We start from the raw sequence: 19,084 nt of genomic DNA, 5'->3' as shown, positions 1-19,084 counted from the left end.
GCAACACTCCGTGACTGGATTCATGTTGCGGGTGGATTTTACCCGTTTTTACTAAAGAGCGCAAGGAAAATTAATGAATGCGCTAGGGTATCCAGCACACGCCGGCTTTTAACTGAGGTTCAGGCTCGGGAATAAACTGGCAGGTAGAATAGCCTGTTTGAGCATCTTTCTCGGCTTTCTCGTTATAACGATGCACAGCATTCAGCAACTGACTCTCGTCAGTGATGGTCTCGCTACTGTACACCACATAACTCGCTGGACCACCGCAGGCTCTTTTACCCACCGGCAGTACCTTACAGCTATCTATGCTTTGAGCTTCCGGCTTACCAATAAGTTCTTTAATATCGTCCATAGTGACCGGAGTCTCTGTTGCGGACTGAGCTGTGCTGCAACCCGCCAATAGCGCCGTTGTTGCAAAAGCTAAAAGTAGTTTCATGTGTTTCACCTATAGGTTCTTTTAATTTGCTCAAGCCTCTCAGCTAACCAGACTTTAATAATAGATTGTCTTGTTACTCCAATGCGGGCAGCCTCTTCATCTAAAGAGTCTAGCATCCATTCAGGAAAATCCACATTCATTCGCATATAACTGCACGTACCCTGACGTAAACGCCAGGCGACCGCACTGCCCCCCTTATAACAAGAACCTAACAGAACAAGCATTCAAAATGGTTAATAGCATTGCTCAAAGCTTTCGGCTATTGTCGAAAATACGCTCAAGTTCGTTCGATTTTAATAAAGTGAGGTAGTGCCATGCGTTTTAAACAGTCTCTTTTAGTCTTAGCTATATCCGGCGCACTAACGGCGTGCGGCGGAAGCTCAAGCGACTCAGACAACAACAATACCAGTAGTGGAAATAATAATGACAATACCACTACAACAGTTGTCAGCGAAGGTGTTATCACGGGCTTTGGCAGTGTGTATGTAAATGGCCAGCGCTACCGTACTGAAAATGCCGAAATTGCCGTAGGCGACTCACCCGCAGCAGATGAAGCCCAATTGAAAGTGGGTATGGTTATTACCGTTGCTGCCTCTGCATCAGACAATGGCGAAGACCCGGAAGCACAACAGATTCGTTACGAAGAGCACCTTCAGGGACCAATATCTTTCATTAACCGAAGCCAAGAGCAAATTGAAGTGCTGGGTCAAACCGTCGTTTTTGATGAACTCACCGAATTTGAAGACACCGACATTAACACGTTAGCGGTAGGTAACTTTATCGAAATCAGTGGTTACATCAACGACGAAGGCAATTTCTACGCAACCTTAGTTGAGTTAGAAACCGAAGAAACTGAAATTAAGCTAAAAGGCGAAGTAGCCAATCTGGATACCAATGCCCAAACCTTCACCTTATCGGAACTTACCGTCAATTACTCATCAGCAGAATTTGATGACATGGCAGCCAGTGACCTTGCCGACGGCCTGTTTATAAAAGTAGAAGGTGAGCAGTACGACAGCGAAACCAGAACGTTAACGGCCACCGAAATTGAGAACAAAGAAAGCAACGACATTGACGACGATGTTAACGAAATTACTATTGCCGGTATCGTGAAAGATTACGACAGTGACGCGGGCAGCTTTACCGTTAACCGCTACGAGTTTGTTCTGAACGATGAGACAGAGTTTGAAGATGGCAGCTTAGACACCTTAACAAATGGAGTTGTCGTTAAGGTTGAAGGACGCTTCGATAACGATCAAGTTATTGCGGAAGAGATAGAGTTTAAAGCAAAAGACGCACGCAGTAAGCTCGAGGGGCAGGTAACCAATGTTAATGCTGAAAGCGAAACCTTCGCAATTAATGACACTACCTTTAGCGTGACACCTGAAACGCAATATGAAGACGAGTCCGATTTAGACGAACGTCGGTTCACCTTCGATGATATTGCAGCGAACGACTGGCTTAAAGTTATTTCACGTCAGGATAACCAGGGCAATACTCTTGCGCTAAAAGTGAAACGTATTAACCAAGAAGACCGCGAAGGCGAAGTCAAAGGCCGCGCAAGCAACGTTACTCTCGACGGAATGACCATCGCCAATATCACTATTTCATTCACAGACAGTACCGAGTTTGATTCTGACGACGGCGAAATAACACCCGAAGGCTTCGTTTCTCTGGCCGACAGTCAGGAAGCACTGATAGTTGAAGTAGAGGGACAATACGACGGCGATGTATTGGTTGCCAGCGAAGTTGAAGTCGAAACCTCAGACAAAGCTGACGAAGTCGGTAGAGCCGAGCTTGAAGGTGCAATCGAGTCAATTGACGGTGACACCCTGGTTGTTAACGGAAGTGAACTGCGCTTTACAGAAAATACCGACTTCGAGCTTAATGAAGAAAAAGTGAACTCACAAAGCTTCTTCAATGCAATTGAAGTGGGCACCGTTATTGAAATAGAAGGCGTATGGGTCGACCAAAGCTATATCCAGGTTACTGAAGTTGAAATTGAAACCAACGACGACGAATAGCCCGACTCCCACACCTAGCCTGACGCTTCCGCGTCAGGCTCTCTTACCCTAGCTTTAATTACTTGCTTCTCCCCTTACTTGTAACCACAAAATTAACTAAGTTTATAATTTTGTTAGTTGAATGAATGTTATTTAATATTACAATCAAGTATAATTATGCTCATTAAGTTTTAAGACACATAAAAAAACGAAGTAAACTATAAGGATATTAAGTATGCAGTTTAAACCAACTCTCTTTGCCCGCTCGTTTCTTGCTTTAGGCGTCGCGGCCAGCTTAACCGCCTGCGGAAGCGACAGCGACGGGGTCAATGACGCTCCCGTCGCCGGCGAAGTAGCAGTTCAGTGGGATATCGCTCAGGAACCAGAGGCCATTGACCTGTTAGCGAGCGCCAGCGATCCCGACGGCGATACACTCAATGTATCTTCTATTGGAGAAGCCGAGCACGGAACCATCACACTAGAGGGCAATACCGCCGTCTATGAACCCAACAGCGGCTACCTAGGCGAAGACAGCTTCACTTTTACCGTAAGCGACGGCGAACTGACTAGCGAAGGTTTAGTAAAAGTGGACGTGGTTGGTACTCTTTCAGTACAGGGCCGAGTTATTGATTCCCCCATCGCTAACGCAACGGTTTATATTGTTGTGGATGGCATAGAATATACCGTTCAAGCAGATGATGATGGTTTCTATGAACTTCCGGCAACCTTTGGTTCTTTAAAGGGAGACCAGGTTATCAGAATTACAGCTCGGGGCAGTGAGGCAAATGGACAAGGCAATGTAACCTTAAGTTCAATGCTAACATCGGTTGAGCGTTTAATGGAACGAGCTGGTGACGACTTTACCCTGAATCGCTCTGAAATGAACGATGTCAACGTGACGCACGTAACCACAGCCAGAGATATACTGACTCGAAAAGCAGCTGGAGATGAAGAAGTTACAGCGGATAACATGGCTGAGTTCGGCAACAGCATTGATCCTCAACTACTCATTCAAATGGCAGCTGTGACGAAACTTATCGTTGATAACAGTGATTTCGATTTACCTGAAGGCTACGAAACGATCGAAGACTTCTTAAACGACGACGAAAGCTATAATAGCTTTGTTGAAACAGCGAGCCAGGGCGGTGACAGCAGCCCACTTAATCAGGCTATTGAAGAAACGTTGAACGACCCCGAGATTATGCCCGCATTAAGTATTGAAGACTTATACGGCCGCTATATTGAAGTTAATCGTGCTCCTGCCTTTTTAAAGCCTGACGCTTATGAAACCTGGAATATCAATGAAGACGGTTTAGCCTGGGTCAATCAAACAGACGAGAATATTCAAAGAGTCACATTTAGCGTTAACGGTAATAAACTGATACCTGATAACACCGACACCTCACTTAGCGAATCAGTTTACTATTCCCCTGTCGACTTTACTGATCGCCAGGATGTAAAAGATGCATGGATAGCATATAACGGCTGGAGTGGCCTTCAGAGCTCACAGGCTGAACGGAAACACTCGACCCAAATCGTTGATGCAAAAGTTGTTAGCCAAGGCGACTCTGAACTGGTTTTACGATACACCCAGCTTGTCAGAAGCCACCCTATGACTTTCGAACACGAGGGTAAGAAATACAATCTTTTTCCTAATGAAACTGCTAAAACCCAACATGATGCGCGCTTGGTCACAGTTGATACTTTCAAGAAAAGTAATCTGACCTTTGACTTTAACGAGCAACCGCAGTGGATACTGCCTCACGTAATACCAAGAACAATGTCATTAAGCATGGCTGCATACGAGTTCTCCGCAGATAACACGTACACCATGATGCAAGCTGATATGTATCTTGAAGATCCTCTCAACTACTATGACTCTTCTGAAGCGTATAACCAGGCTGACACCTCCGGTACCTGGAAACTTTCTGAAGATGCAAAACAGCTGACACTGACTTCCGGTTCAGGCGACTACAGTGTTCGTTTCACCCGCCACCGTAACGATCCGGACTACAAAAGCGTGTTAGCCGAATATCAGAAAAACGGTGAATCGCGGTTAACACAATTATTGTATGGCATGCCCGTGCCTGAGCAAGTCGACTTCTCTCCATTTGAGACTGTTACAAGTTCCGACATGTTGTTTAACTCTATTGTAAATTATCGTGCAGCTGTTTATTGGGACAAAAACGATTTACTTCGTATTCAGTCCTTTATGTTTGACTTCGCAGAAGACGGTACTGGCGATCAGCTTTCCGGGCTATGCCAAGGTGATATGTTCCTTGAATTCGGAACCATCTGTCCCGAGCCAATGACCGTACCAGAGCAAACACCCACAATGAGCTGGGAATACGGTCAAACGCCTGAATTTGAGAATGTGTTTATTTTCAACCGCCGTGCTACTGACGACAGTCTCGATCGCGTTCGCCATTGGTTGCCGCTGGAGTTCAGTGACAAGAAGATACTATCGGTATTTGAGTGGGATATAACAACCTACTTTACTGAGACAGGTGAAGTCGAGGGCATCCAGCGCATAATGCCACGCTTTAATCACTACCAGTTAGCCGAGCGTCCGAAAAGTGAAGTAGTTCAGGGGCAAGCTTCACAGGTAGAAAAAGCCAGTGCAGCGAAGTCGCTTGAATCGAACAATTTAGGCTACACTATTGTTAACCCTCAAACGGCACCAACATCAACAAGTAAGCATTAATACTGCTTTCTGACTGAAACAAAAAAGGCCCCACGGGGCCTTTTTTATTTTCCTGATATCGTTCCTGAAGTAAACGTCAGGCAACGACACCAATCACCGTAACATCACCGGGCTATGAAGTGGGGGTTGAGGTAGTCTTCTTTTTGGTTGTACAGCAACGGTTCGCCGCTAAAAGTCAGTACGTCCCCACCGGCGGCGCTTAATACGGCATGGGCGGCGGCGGTGTCCCACTCGCTTGTGGCACCTAAGCGCGGATAAATGTCAGCTTTGCCTTCGGCTAACAGACAAAATTTCAGCGAACTGCCTACTGCCAGCATCTCGTAGGGTTTGCCTAGAGCATCTAACCAGGCGGTCGTTTCCTGCGAAGGGTGTGAGCGCGAACCTACCACGCGCAAGGTTTCAGGTTCCTGCATGGCAACCGAAATCGCTTTGTCGTTTAAGAAGGCGCAGCGGTCACGCTCGCCGGTATACATAGCGTCTAACGCCGGAGCATACACCACACCTAAAATGGGCACGCCCTTTTCTATCAGGGCAATGTTCACAGTAAACTCGTCATTGCGCTTAATGAACTCTTTGGTGCCATCCAGCGGGTCAACCAGCCAATAGCGACACCAGTGCTTGCGCTGCGCCCAGCTAATAGCCGACGACTCTTCTGAAATAACCGGGTACTGAATATCCAGCGCACGCAAACCCTCACAAATAATGTTGTGCGCCGCTAAATCCGCTTTTGTAACCGGGCTGTCGTCGGCCTTCTTCTGCACATCAAAGTCATTGCTGCGGTAAATGTCCATAATGGCAGCACCAGCGTCACGGGCTATGTCTTTTATTTCGTCAATCATAAGGTTATCACCGCATACGCTTAATTATAGCATCGGTGCTCTCATCAAAGGACTCGTCGCTTTCGCCGTCCAGTACGCGCAGTACGTCCATGGCAATTTTCTTGCCCTTTTCTACGCCGGGCTGGTCGAAGCTGTTCAGATCCCAAATAACGCCCTGGGTAAACACTTTGTGCTCATAAGCAGCTATTAAGGCGCCAAAGCTCTCGGGGGTCAGCTCATCCATTATCAGCAGGTTGGACGGGTGCCCGCCCGGATAATGGTCACTGGGTGAATCGGCATTCTCGCTGCCATCCCACATTAGGCGGCGGTGCGCCAGGCAATTAGCTACAGCCAAACGCTGCTGCTCTGCAAGACCACTGCGGGTAGCTTCCGAAAAGCCCGGGGCTTCGCGTTTAAGCACAGTCACAAAGTCTGCAGTAAACTGGTCATAACCCTGATGCAAATGCTGGAAAAACGCGTGTTGTCCGTTAGGTCCAAAACCGCCCCAAATAATAGGGCCCGTGGGGTAATCAATGGCTTTATTGTCGGCAGTGTACTGCTTACCGTTACTTTCCATATCCAGCTGTTGCAGGTAGTTAGGTAACATACGCAAGCGACCGTCGTAAGGCAAAATAGCTAAATTATTAATGCCCAGCTGCTCGCGGTTATACACACCATAAAGCGCCAACAAAACCGGTAAGTTCTCGTCCAACGGCGCTTCTAAAAAGTGCTCGTCCATGGCTTTAGCACCTTCCAGCATGCGCTCAAAAGGTCGAACCCCGGTGGTTAACGCTATGCTCAAACCTAACGCCGACCACAACGAAAAACGCCCACCAACGCCGTCACCAAAGGTAAACTGCTGCGCCGGCGGTATACCGTAATCCGTCATACCTTGTGCATTAGCCGACACACCTATCACATGGTTTTCCAGCCACTGCTCCTGAGTCAACTCAGGCGCAATCCATTTGAGCACGGTGTCCACATTAGCAAAAGTGTCTACCGTGCCGAATGACTTAGACGAAATAATGAATAAGGTGGTTTCGGGGTCAACAATAGGCAACACCGCATACAGCTGACCACCGTCCATAGAGGACACAAAATGTACCTGCAAATTATGTAAAGCTGCGTCATCCGCAAATTCACGCAAAGCAAACGCGCCCATCTGCGGCCCCAGGTCAGATCCGCCCACACCAATGTTCACCACGTCAGTAATAGGTTTGCCGGTACTGCCCAACCAGCGACCAGAGCGTAGCTTTTGTACAGTGTCCACAAAGCGCGTTTTACGGTTGCTTTGTTTTGCTACCGCATGCACAGAACGGCTAAGTACATGAGTTACTGGGCGGTCTTCGCTTATGTTGCAGTACTCACCGCGACACAATTGCTGGCGATAATCATCGAAGTGTTCAGGCAAGCGTTTGCCCGCAGTTTCGAGTAGTTCGTCCACTGAAAGTTTTTGGTAGCTGGTATCTAAAGCTAAGTAAGGTCCGTTTTTTATCATTGTTTCGTCCATTTATACATCACGCAACGTCGGTTTCATCATCACTACAGGTGCGGTGTTTATTCCAAATAACATCACAAATATGGTCGTCCAGCGGGGCGTAGCCGGTTGGGGCATCCAGCAATAACTGACGCAGCTCGTCAATAGCAAACCGCTGGCAGGCGTCGTCTAACAGCCCCAGCAATTTCTCCATTTCGTCCCAGCTTAGCGACTGCTCATTGGCACGCAATATACGCGGGTGGTCACTGGCTTCTACGTTGTCACCAATTAATAGTTCTTCGTATAACTTCTCGCCCGGCCGCAAGCCACTAAATTCTATAGCAATGTCACCGTGCGGGTTCTTCTCGGTTTTCTCTTCCAGCCCCGATAAGCGGATCATCTTGCGGGCTAAATCGACAATTTTAACCGAGTCGCCCATGTCCAGCACAAACACTGAGCCGGAATGCCCCATGGTGCCGGCCTGAATCACTAACTGGGCAGCCTCGGGTATGGTCATAAAAAAGCGGGTAATATCGGGGTGCGTTACCGTTACCGGCCCGCCGTGTTCAATCTGCTCTTTAAACAAAGGCACAACCGAACCGGAAGACCCCAGTACATTACCAAAACGCACCATTGAAAAACGCGTTCCGCGCTGCCGTTGCGCCAGCCCCTGCAGCACCAGCTCCGACAAGCGCTTGGTGGTGCCCATTACATTGGTGGGTCGCACGGCTTTGTCGGTGGAAATTAACACGAACTGCTTAACACCCGCCGAAATGGCCGCTTCCGCTGTATGCCAGGTGCCAAACACATTGTTGCGCACGCCCTCAACCATATTGTATTCAACTAAAGGCACATGCTTATAGGCAGCTGCATGGTATACCGTATCAACCGCAAAGGTCTTCAGCACGGTTTCAATGCGGTTGCGCCGCTGTACCGTACCTATTACCGGAATAATTTCTGCACCAATGCCCTGCTGCTGACAAATTTGCGTTAACTCGCGCTCTATTGCGTATAAAGCAAACTCCGACAACTCATACAGCACCAGTACTTTAGGCCGTTGTTGCAGTATTTGGCGGCACAATTCAGAGCCAATAGAGCCACCGGCCCCGGTTACCAGTACGGTTTGTCCGGTAATGTGTTTTTCCATTAACTGCGGTGCCGGAGTAACCGGGTCGCGTCCCAGCAAATCTTCTACACGCACATCCTGCAGCTGGTCAATCGACATATCGCCATTAACCATGTCAGACATACCCGGCACGGTTTGCACTTTTACCGGCAACTGCTCCAGACTATCCAGAATTTGGCGGCGGCGCGAGCGCAGCGTACTGGGCAAGGCCAGTAAAATGCGCTGAACATCCAGTTCACGTACCGCACAGGCAATACCTTCAGGGCCTGTTACTTTTAGCCCCAGTACCGAGGTATTCTGCAAACCCGTGTCGTCGTCAATAAACATAACCGGGTGAAACTCGTCGCCATTAGTCAGCGCCTGCGCCAATTGCCGCCCGGCCGAGCCTGCCCCGTAAATTGCCACACGGTCTTTCTGGCGGCTCATGGCTCGCTGGTAACCCTCGCGCACAATTAATCGGCTGCCCCCGGTTAATAAAAAGGCTACCAGCACATAGTTAACAACGGCGGTTACCGGCAGGGCAATACCCATCCATAATGCCCCCAGTACCAGTAACGCACCGCTTAATAAAACGGTAAAAAATACCAGGCTCAGCACCTTAAAACCAACGTAACGCACCACCGCCCGGTACAACCCCATACGAATAAAGGCCAGAAGGGTCACGCACAGCACAAAGGCTCCCAGCAATAACCACTGCGACACCTGTAACGGCATTACCGCTTCAAAACTCAATAAGTACGAAAACACCATGGCAATAGCAATCGACAAAATATCGACGCCCAGGCCAATACCGCGCTTAACATTACGCGGTAACTGCATTAGTACCTTAAAGAGATTCAAAGTTTATTGTCCTCGTTCCGGTGCATTAACGATTATAAAAAGGTGTTCTGTCGTCCGTTATACCATATAGACCAATCTGTCTGTGCAGTTGCTGGCCACCATTTCGCATTAACGGAGCCCAGGAAATACCCACTCTCTCGCGGGTTGGCCTTACGCTCATTAAGTCAAACGGAATATTAATGAAGAAACCTTTGGTAAAGCTACCTTCTCCGTATTCTTCCGACGAAACATCAGTAAATGCAGCAAAAGCACCAACAATCACACCACTGTCAAAGCGCTTTTGAGCCATCACGTTAACACCTTTGTCTCCCGCCAAAAACTGACCAAAATCAAGCTGTAGCATGGTATCGGACAACCACGGCATTTGGTAGTAAACACTGGCAAAGCCGGTAGTCACTTCATAGTCTAAGAAACCACTGCCCCCAGTAAAGTCACGCTGCCTTACCCGGTTAGCCCGAAGACCAAAAGCCCAGGGGCTATCTACCGTTCTGTAGAGTACTTCGCCTCCCACACCACCAAACATACGTTCCAGGTAACCGGCATAGGCCATAGCAAACCAATCTTGCCCCAGTCGCTTAAAGTAAGTCATCTGCGCAGTCTCAAGCCAGACATCGTTGCTTACGTATTGACGCACATTAGTTCTTACTTCTGGTAGCTGCGAAGGCCCACCACCTAAGAAGTTAAATTCATCATAGTTATTAGCCAGGTTAAAACCCACTTCCCCAAACAACTCAAGATTTTCCGTCAACCAGCGGCGACCAAAACCATAAACGCCTAGCTGATAGGTATGGAAGTTTTCAGGGCTACCGAAATCTTGCTGAAAGAAGGGCTTAAGTCCATAACTACTTTTAAAATTATAGTCTGGATTTAACTGCCAGTTAGAGTCTTCGTCCGCAGGCATTTCCGGTGAATCTAATCGGGAAAACAATTCAGCCGTTTCATCTACCGATTTCCCCGGAACTTCGTTATTTATCCGACGCTTAAACGAATCGACATCCACCCTGGACGAAACGTTAGGGTCAAACAACGTCATATCAACCAAGTTGTATGTCTCTACAGACTCTGGTAACTCTGCCGCCATAATCCGCGCGGCTCTGTCGTATGCTTCATCACTATCGCGGTAGCGTCTGTGATGCGCAAATACTGTCACTTCTTTATCACTGTTTGTGTAAAAGCGTGCGCCACTAAAGGCTCCCTGACTGCGCATTTCAGTACTCATTTTTTGCCAGTCAACATCATTCATAGAGCGAGCGGAGGCCTGCTGCTGTGGTGACGTTTTTTCTTTTTTCACTTTAACCTGATTTAACGTATTAAAGTTGGTTCTTAAACTAAAGTTAAACATGAAGGTATTACCGCGTTCGTAGCTTAACTGCACATCAAACCAGTCGGTAACATGGTAGTTTGCACCAAAGTTCCAGCGACTGTCGGCCACAATAGGCACACCTGCACTGTCGCGGCTGTAGTCATTTCCTTCATATTCTGCTTTTAGACTTAAAGGCTCCCATGGCGTCTGGTATTCCACTCCACCGAACACGGCGGCAGGGCCAGTAAACCAGCGGTCATAATCCACCGTTCCACCACTGCCTCCATAACCACCTTTACGATCACAGTATTCATCAGACACTTCACAGAAAGGGTTAGATAAATCATCTCGCGTACCAATGCGCCCGAAGCCCAACCCTAAACTAAAATCTAACGGGCCAAAACGCTTATTCGCAACAAAGTATTCGGCATCAAAAAAGCCGGTTCCGGCAAAATCACGAAAACCCAGGCTCACTTCCGGTAGCCAGTAGCTTTCCTGCCATAATCGGAGCTTGGCATCAAAGCCTTTATCGGTGTAGATGGTATCGCCGCTAAAGTCAGGCACATCACTGTATAACCGATTTGGCATGCGGGTATAAAAAGCTGTAGCTTCAAGCCAGGGTAGCACCTGCATATTCACGGTATAACGGCGATATTCATCCATATCTGAATACGATATAGCCACCTCACCTTCTTTTGCCATGCGCGCGGTGGGGTTTTGCATCAACCCCACAGAGCCATAATCATTGTAACTGGGAGAGAGATCCTGACGAGACCAATGCCAGCTTGAAGTCGGTTCTGAACTGACTTTATGCAGCGGCGCATTGGTCGCGGCACGAACCGAATCATCACTTACAAAGTGACGCAATAATGCTTTGATATCATTGTTTAAATTCTTAAACTTCGCAGGCAGCTGGTTCGGTTCAAAGCCTAACCAGAGAATGTCACCGGGCATCAGCTCAGTATCATCTTGTTTAAAATAGCTCCAGTCACCTTCTACTTCATCTGCAGCAGACACTTTTGTCGCTTGCGACTTATTGTAGCCCGCTAACAATCCCTCTTTGTCGTCAATGCTCTGTAACCAATTAGCCAGCGTCTTGCCAGAGTAAAACTCGTACTGACCCGGCTCGCTAATAAGCCCATAGGCGTACACAAAGTCAGGGCGCTCAGATACAACCAGCTCGTACTCCCCTTTAGGTAACAACGGGTTATTTGCCAATTCAAGCCTTGCCTGTTCAAAGCTTATGGAGCTCCAGTATTGTTTACCTAGCTGCCAGGTTGAAATTTGAGCACGGAGCAATTCAGCGGCTTCTGCTTTTTCCGTTTCTCTGCGGCCACGCCAATAATTAGCCAGCTCTTGCAATTCCGATAGTATTTGTCGCTTTGCTCTATTTAATTCTTCCTGTTCATCTTTTTTAACCAACCGGGCGGTTGGCCAATAAGCTTTCTGCAACAGACCTTGCTCATCCATAGACGACAAAGCTTGTTGCAAACGAACCGGGCCTTCAAATTCAATTCTTTTTATTTCTGCTTCAACTGGTAACGCGGTAAGAGTCGCGGCGGTCAACAGAACCGAGAGTAACAAAGTATTTTTCATAAACAGGCTCATTCAGCATTTTTGTCGGTGGTGTTGGTGTAATCGCGACCTATCCAGGTCACTTGCGTCAGTGTGAGTTTGGAGCTGGTAGGAAAAACGTACTGCTCACTTTTTACAACGTGCCCGTCACCTTCAATCCAAAATTTGTTGGTAAAGGTCTCACCAGTCAAAAGAAACGTTCCTTTCTCTTCAACTAGAGCGGCTGACACTTCACCGAATGGCATTTCTATTTCACTCTGCCTACGTACCCTAAACTCAGATCGAACACTTCGGCTAAAGGTTTTGCCGTTTATATTGTAATCATAATTACGCTGCCAAAAGGTTTTACAGTTGTTCGGTTTAGCCACAATACAGTTAAGGGGGTCGTCTTTCAGGTTTGAGGTAGCCAACAGGTTGTCTTTTAGCCCTTGCGTGCGAACAACCCGGCCGTTTTGCAGTACCAGCGTTTCTTTCTCGGCAGTAATAAAATGCCAGTCATCAGGCTTATTCACAAAACCCAGCACTATCAATGCCCGGGCGTCGCCTTCCCATTGCGCATATAAAGAGGTATAAGGAAATTGTTTTATTTTTTCCGGAGACATTTCAGCGTCTTCCGCGTTTTTAAACGCGTACTCAACAGTTGCCTTCACCTCGTCGGTTACCGCGGTGCACCCGGAAAGCATCATTGCCGAAAGAGTCACAGTGAATAGTGTAATAAGCCAGTTACGATACATGAAAACATCTCTTAAAAAATGCGCTGGTAATAGATAAAAAAATACCGCCAAATGGCGGTATTTTATCACATCATTATAAAGAAGCTATCGCGAAGCGCTTCGCAATAGTCATCTCAACCTATTACTGTACAGGTACAGTAGTAGTAGAAGTATTTGTGCCAGTACCTGTTACAGTTACTGTATTTGTTGGGCCTTCAGGTTCTTCTGTTTCGCCGTCGTCGATAGCTGAGTTTGAAGAGCTGTCAGAAACGACTGCTACAGTTGCTGCTGCTGCAACACCTGCAAATACCCAAGCTTCAGTTGATAAACCGCCGTAGCCGCTTTCAGAAGCGTTTGCGCCTGCAGCGCCGTCTTGTGCCATTGCTGGTGCGGCAGCTAAGCCTAACGCAGCAACTACTGATAATGCTAATGTTTTCATAATATTCACCTCACTCCAGAGATATAGATACATGTATCGCCGTTGCTAAAACTATTTTAACTAACAGCAACTTCCATAGTATGTTGCTATGCAACAAATTGCAAATTAGATTTTTCTATTTTTTTCAAGTAATTGTGCATTTAACACTTTTTTACAACGTAGTATCAAATACCACTAATAGCCGCCACCGCTACTGCCGAATTATAAATAATGTTAGTAATTTGTGACCAAAGTTCTAAGTTCTCACTATAGGTGGTGTCCAGCGGTACCACAATAGCGTCACCCGGGCCTAAGTCGGTGCCACCGCCAAAGCCAAACCAACTGCTGCCTCCTTTATAAGGTTCAATGGCGCCGTTTGCTTTTACTATATATATACGGTCGGTATCAGCTTTCTCTTTCGCACCGCCACTGCGGCTAATGTAGTCTTCTACGGTTAACTCAGGGTCAAACCGGTACGAGGTAGCCATTTGCACTTCGCCCATAATGCTAATGGAGTCGCTACGTGAAGGAACATGCAGTGTGTCGCCGTCTTTGAGCTGTACGTCGCGGCTTCCGTTCATTGACAGCACTTTGGGTAAATCCATAATTAACCGGCCAACCGCCGGTGTCGACATTAAGTCAGCCAGCAAGGTGCGCATTTGGTCGTAAGGCTGATTAGCGTCGCCAGTGCCGGTAATCATATTACTGGCAATTTCGCGTTGCAGCTCCTGTGCCAGCATCTCCTTACGTTTTTGCTCCTGTTCCTGCAACTCTTCGCGGGTAAATACTGCACCTTCTAAAAAGGCATGGTCGGTAAAACCGCCGGCGCGTGTTATAACGTCGGTAAGCGTTTCGCCGCGTTTAATTGAATAAGTCCCCGGAAAGCGAACTTCGCCACGCAAGGTCACTTCATAGGTATTTTGCCATTCAGGAATGCTTAATACATTTAAACGATCACGCCCCTGTAAAGGTACGTCTACTTCACCATTAATAACCTCGGCTAAGTCTATTTTCAAATAATCGGTGTTGGCGGTGTCTTTACCAATAGCCCAACGGGTAATTTCTGCTTGTTCTGTATAAGCACCATTTTTCAAGCCACCGGCTGCGGCCAGCAATTTCTCCGCCGTGGCGTTTTCAACTAAGGGGTAAATGCCTGGGTGCATAACTTCACCCGCTACGGACACAAAAGGCGCCGTCCCGGTTGCCGTGCGCTGACGCTGTATACGTTGCATAATAGGTTCAAGTAAGTTCTGACGGGAATACATAGCCAGATCTTTCTTCACCGTAGGCTCTTCTTCCTGTTTTTCAGTAAACAGTTCGCGCAAAGGCACAATTTTGTCTTCGTTCTCGGCGTCCGGGCTTTCTGAAGAGCCAGCCAGCTTAGTGTTCACTACATCGTTTAAGTAAGCGTCGCGATAGGCGTCAAGCTGACGCTGACGCTCCTGGTATTCGCGCTCTTGCTCCGACAAGGTATAACGCGACAAGTTATCGCGCTCTTCGGCTTTGGTTTCAAAACGGCTGAAAACTACCAGCTGATCACGCTCTTTTAAGCGCAGGTTTTCACCTTCCACACCATTAATAGCGTCGGCCACATCAAACTGCAGAATTTTCACGTCGCGACGCGGGCCTTCTTCTCGCACCACCAAACCGTAACCTAAATCGGCTTGCTCCAGCAGGTCGTGGCGAACATCGCGCAATATATCGTTAATGCGCATACCATTTTGCCATTCGTAATACCCTGGTCGTGTAACCGCACCAACAATCATTAAGCTGTTATCCAGCTCCTGCGACACCTGACGAATGGTTAAAGCGTCACCGCCATTAAGCTCACGGTTTAAGTCCTGTTCTGTCGTTAGGTCTACGGTGCTAACCAGGCGTTTGCCTTTTATAATTCTACGCAGTTCTGCGGAGCTTAAATAGGCTGAGTCCTTAGCGCCACCGGCAAATTCCAGGGCGTCTTCTAATGTCTCATCCCCTTTTAATTCGTAAAGCGCCGGGCGTTTTACTTCACCTTTTACCGCTACCATGTCGCCGCGTGCCGGAATAAAAATAACGTCGCCACTTTTTAAAATTTTGTCGGCAGAAGCGTCGCCTTGTAGCAGTAAGTCGTATAAGTCGAATTCGGACGCGACTTTACCGCCGCGCATTAAGCGCACCGAACGTAACGAGGCAATATCTGAAACGCCACCCGCTACATACAAAGCCTGACTTATAGTCGCCAGCGAGCTTACGGTATAGGCTCCCGGTTTGTAGGCTTCGCCCACAATAAACACCTGAATAGAACGCAGCTCACCCATAGTCACTGCCGCTTTATAACCAATTAAGCGTTCCTGAACTTCGTGGTGGATCATCTCCTGCATTAAGGAGTAGGTCATGCCCGCAACTTTCATTTCGCCTACATCGGGCAGTACAATTCCTCCGTCGCGGTTTACGGTTAACTTAAAGCTCTCGTCCTGCTTGCCAAACATTTCAACGTGAATAACATCGCCCACGCTAATTAAGTAGTTAGCCGGAATAGGTGCGTGCGCCACTGGGGCAAAGGTATCAGGTTCACCAGAAAAGATGTCGTAACCAAAAGGCTTTAACTCTGAACGGCCTCGGCTAAACTCTTTTTCTAAGTCGGCGGGCATAAAGGACGAGCTCGTTTGCCTACTCTGAGTACCGTTACTGGAACGTTCACTAACAACATCCACTTCCTGCTTTGCGCTGGCATCGCCATCGCGCTGGGCGGCATTAAACTCATCAATCATTGAAGGATCGATGCCAAACTGCCGCGCCAGCGCCTCTTGCTGAGCACGCGGCAAGCTTTGCAGTTGCTCTAACTGTTGCTGGCTGGGCATAGCCTGCGCCGCCGCATTAACTGAAAACAAGCTTGTTACCAAAGCAAAAACAACAGCAAAAAGAACCGTAGAAACAGAAAGTTGTGTGGCGTTTAATGCGTTTTTATTCATAGTCAGCAAGGTATAACCCTCAATTATTTTTGTATTAAAACCCAGAATTAACACTTGAGTGCATTAACAGGTAAAAGTGACAAGTAAGATACAGTAATTCGTTAACAGAGAAAAGCGACCGCTTAAGCCATACCATACAAGCTGTGGTACCAGTCAACTGTGCGTTTCATACCTTAGCTTACCGGGTTATTCACACTGTGCGAGGTTGAAAACGGCATTTGTTTGTTCAAGCCATAAACCGACGAGCTGGACGCATAACTTAAGTTTTTAACGCCGTATAAAAACCAATAACCCCGGCATCTCCCGTTACCAAGACCTTCATTTTACTCTGTCCCCGGAACCTTTGCCGGTAACCGTCATTAAAATATACTGAAAGTAGCTTTTAATATTGAGTGTACTAATCATTTTTGCGTCAGTTTCTGCCAACAGCTGCGGTGTGGACATGTCTATTTCATTCACCTGCGCTAACCCGGTTATGCCGGGGCGAACGTTAAACACGCCTTTTGCTTCGCGCGCCTGGGTTAGCTCTTCCTGATTAAACAGCCCTGGCCGTGGGCCCACTAAACTCATCTCGCCTTTTAGAACATTCCAAAGCTGCGGAAGTTCATCCAGCTTGGTGCGACGTAAAAAATGCCCAAATTTTGTAATAGAGGCGCTACTGGCTAAATGGCTGGCTACTGAGGCGGTGTCTTTTTTCATGGTTCTGAACTTAACCAAAACAAAAGGCTTTTTGTTTTTGCCTACCCGCTCCTGGGTAAATATGGGGGAACCTGTATCGAACAGCCCGATAAGAGTTAGCAGGACCAGAATAGGAAAGCCAATTACCAAGCCTAAAACTGAGAATAGAAAATCAAAAAAACGAAGCAGCATGTATACCAATCCCTACACCAAAATTTGAATAAATACTTAAAGCGATGAAAAAGCCTTTTGGAGCGCAGAGTCAACTGATAAAGAAGGCTTCCAACCCAACAGCTCTTCATTCTTTTTTATATCGACCTGCAAATCTACAGCTAATTTATCAATCATCTCTTCTTTTCCAACAGTTCTTCCTACTTTCCTTAAAAAAGAGACAGGGACGGGCAAAAGCAACGCTGGTTTACCTAAAGCTTTCGATATTTTTCTCAAAAAGTCAGAGGTAGAGAGGTCTTCCCCATCACTCACCAAAAAAGTTTCGTTTGCCGCATTCGGATGCGTCAAGCATAGGTGTGTGAATTCAGCAAGGTTATCAATGGAGACGAAACTTCGCTTATTATGGATAGCCCCTAAAGGTTTTGGTAGCGGTAACTTTGCCAACTTTACGAGCCGAGCAAAATTTCCCGGCGCACCTGAACCATAAATTAAAGGGGGCCTTATTATGACAACCTCCATATCAGACCTTTCCGCTATGGCCTTTAGCCTCAGCTCAGCTTGAAATTTAGACTCTGTATAGTCATCGTGGGGAGTTACTTCGTCATCCGCTTTAAAAGGAAACTGACTCGACGAACCATTCACGCCTATAGAGCTATAAAAAATAAAGCGTTTAACACCTGCTTTGACAGCTAGTTCAGCTAAAAAAACTGTAAGCTCGGTATTTACGTCCCGATACAACTTGTCGTCGACATTAGACTTATGCGCAACCGCAGCACAATGAATGAAGATATCAATCTCTCTATCTCTAATCTGCCCGTATGTTAACCCCCTCAAGTCATTTAGTACTATATTATCTCTAGCATCCACCGTTTTTTCTTGCCCCCTTACAGGGCAAAAAAGTGAAATATCATTTTTTAATAAATACTTGGCCAAATGGCCTCCAAGGAACCCAGTGCTCCCGGTTAACATCACGTTCATAAACTATCACTTATAAATTATTTTAAACAAGTAGAGCTTCACAGTTTTAGCTACAGGTTATTTCCTTCCAATTCTATACAACACTCTAGAAACCGACAGGGGAAGTAGCCTTAAAACAACTGAGCGTATAGCTTTATAAAAATAAGAAAATATACTTATATGCCCTTCATACAACATAAGATTTAAGTACTTAAACTCCCTTTTCAATAAAGAAAACCCTCTCCTTCTCTGAAAAAAGTTTTTATCAACTAGAATACGGGTTATCACCTTAGGAATATTCAAAAACCGGCCTCCGGCTTTCTTAATCCTCTGCCATAAAACGTAGTCCTCGCCGAACCTAAGGTTTGGATAACCTCCAACCCTTATAAATATTTCTCTACGAATTAGGGCTGTTGCATTGTTGACGGGAGAGTAACGATTCATCGATCGTTTTACTTCCTTATCATTTAACGGTACCGATCGTATATTAATTCTAGAACTAATATCATAATCATGAAGCTCTTCAATAAAAGCACCGACGACGTCGACGTCATCTGATAAGTAAAACTCCTGAACTTCCAACCTTGAAGAAACATAAACATCATCGGCATCATGTATCGCCAGCCACTCGCAAGACGAAATCGATGCAGCCAAGTTACGAGCATAACCAGGCCCTTCGTTTTTTAAACAACAAACCAATTTAACTGAGAAAAAGAAATTATGTGATGAAAAGGTACTTCTAATATAGGACCATAAAGATTCCTTTATAGGGCCATCTATAACTAAAATCAATTCATCTGGTTGTCTAGTTTGACTTAGCAGGCTAGCTATTGAGTTTTTAAAAGCCAAAGTATCGATACCTATATAAATAGGAATCACTACTGATATTGAATTTTTAATTAACTTCATAAGTA

13 protein-coding genes and 1 pseudogene are annotated in these 19,084 nt (G+C 46.6%); 2 read left to right on the top strand and 12 right to left on the bottom strand.

Annotation, left to right across the window (positions count from 1 at the left end; translation table 11 throughout):
- Positions 1 to 82: 82 nt before the first annotated feature.
- Positions 83 to 436 carry a hypothetical protein gene (locus ACN0TF_RS10155; RefSeq protein ID WP_417441826.1) on the bottom strand — a complete coding sequence of 118 codons (354 nt, stop codon included), beginning with the start codon at positions 434 to 436 and terminating at the stop codon, positions 83 to 85.
- 5 nt (positions 437 to 441) lie between these two features.
- Positions 442 to 579 (bottom strand): annotated as a pseudogene (brnA, locus tag ACN0TF_RS10150) (type II toxin-antitoxin system BrnA family antitoxin); the annotation flags it as partial.
- A 171-nt stretch (positions 580 to 750) separates the two neighbouring features.
- Between brnA and ACN0TF_RS10145 the strand changes: the two are divergent.
- Positions 751 to 2,460: a DUF5666 domain-containing protein gene (locus ACN0TF_RS10145; protein WP_417441825.1), complete on the top strand. Its 1,710-nt coding sequence runs from the start codon at positions 751 to 753 to the stop codon at positions 2,458 to 2,460.
- Between the two features lie 214 nt (positions 2,461 to 2,674).
- Complete coding sequence (locus tag ACN0TF_RS10140; RefSeq protein ID WP_417441824.1) at positions 2,675 to 5,143, top strand: Ig-like domain-containing protein; 2,469 nt, start codon at positions 2,675 to 2,677, stop codon at positions 5,141 to 5,143.
- Between the two features lie 104 nt (positions 5,144 to 5,247).
- Here ACN0TF_RS10140 and cysQ read toward each other — a convergent pair whose 3' ends face one another.
- From cysQ to ACN0TF_RS10090, 10 genes are all read right to left on the bottom strand, one after another.
- Positions 5,248 to 5,982 (bottom strand): 3'(2'),5'-bisphosphate nucleotidase CysQ, encoded by a 735-nt coding sequence (gene cysQ / locus ACN0TF_RS10135; protein ID WP_417441823.1) that lies wholly within the window; start codon positions 5,980 to 5,982, stop codon positions 5,248 to 5,250.
- Positions 5,983 to 5,989: 7 nt separating this feature from the next.
- Positions 5,990 to 7,459, bottom strand: a complete 1,470-nt coding sequence (gene pgi, locus ACN0TF_RS10130) for a glucose-6-phosphate isomerase (protein WP_417441822.1) — start codon at positions 7,457 to 7,459, stop codon at positions 5,990 to 5,992.
- A gap of 19 nt (positions 7,460 to 7,478) precedes the next feature.
- Positions 7,479 to 9,383: a polysaccharide biosynthesis protein gene (locus ACN0TF_RS10125; RefSeq protein ID WP_417441888.1), complete on the bottom strand. Its 1,905-nt coding sequence runs from the start codon at positions 9,381 to 9,383 to the stop codon at positions 7,479 to 7,481.
- Positions 9,384 to 9,429: 46 nt separating this feature from the next.
- On the bottom strand, positions 9,430 to 12,303 hold the full coding sequence (locus tag ACN0TF_RS10120; protein ID WP_417441821.1) for a YjbH domain-containing protein: 2,874 nt from the start codon (positions 12,301 to 12,303) through the stop codon (positions 9,430 to 9,432).
- Positions 12,304 to 12,311: 8 nt separating this feature from the next.
- A complete protein-coding gene (locus ACN0TF_RS10115; protein ID WP_417441820.1) occupies positions 12,312 to 13,016 on the bottom strand; it encodes a YjbF family lipoprotein in 705 nt (234 codons plus the stop codon).
- Positions 13,017 to 13,137: 121 nt separating this feature from the next.
- Positions 13,138 to 13,434, bottom strand: a complete 297-nt coding sequence (locus tag ACN0TF_RS10110; RefSeq protein ID WP_417441819.1) for a hypothetical protein — start codon at positions 13,432 to 13,434, stop codon at positions 13,138 to 13,140.
- A 164-nt stretch (positions 13,435 to 13,598) separates the two neighbouring features.
- Positions 13,599 to 16,364, bottom strand: a complete 2,766-nt coding sequence (locus tag ACN0TF_RS10105) for an SLBB domain-containing protein (protein WP_417441818.1) — start codon at positions 16,362 to 16,364, stop codon at positions 13,599 to 13,601.
- 318 nt (positions 16,365 to 16,682) lie between these two features.
- Positions 16,683 to 17,234: a sugar transferase gene (locus tag ACN0TF_RS10100; protein WP_417441817.1), complete on the bottom strand. Its 552-nt coding sequence runs from the start codon at positions 17,232 to 17,234 to the stop codon at positions 16,683 to 16,685.
- 36 nt (positions 17,235 to 17,270) lie between these two features.
- The gene (locus ACN0TF_RS10095) at positions 17,271 to 18,182 is read right to left on the bottom strand and encodes an NAD-dependent epimerase/dehydratase family protein (protein ID WP_417441887.1); all 912 of its coding nucleotides are present in this window, start codon (positions 18,180 to 18,182) and stop codon (positions 17,271 to 17,273) included.
- Between the two features lie 66 nt (positions 18,183 to 18,248).
- Positions 18,249 to 19,079 carry a glycosyltransferase gene (locus ACN0TF_RS10090; RefSeq protein WP_417441816.1) on the bottom strand — a complete coding sequence of 277 codons (831 nt, stop codon included), beginning with the start codon at positions 19,077 to 19,079 and terminating at the stop codon, positions 18,249 to 18,251.
- Positions 19,080 to 19,084: the final 5 nt, after the last annotated feature.

The organism is Idiomarina sp., assembly GCF_048265525.1.
Classification (GTDB): domain Bacteria; phylum Pseudomonadota; class Gammaproteobacteria; order Enterobacterales; family Alteromonadaceae; genus Idiomarina.
Note: the sequence above shows the minus strand (reverse complement) of the source record. Positions and strands in the feature narration are given on the sequence as shown.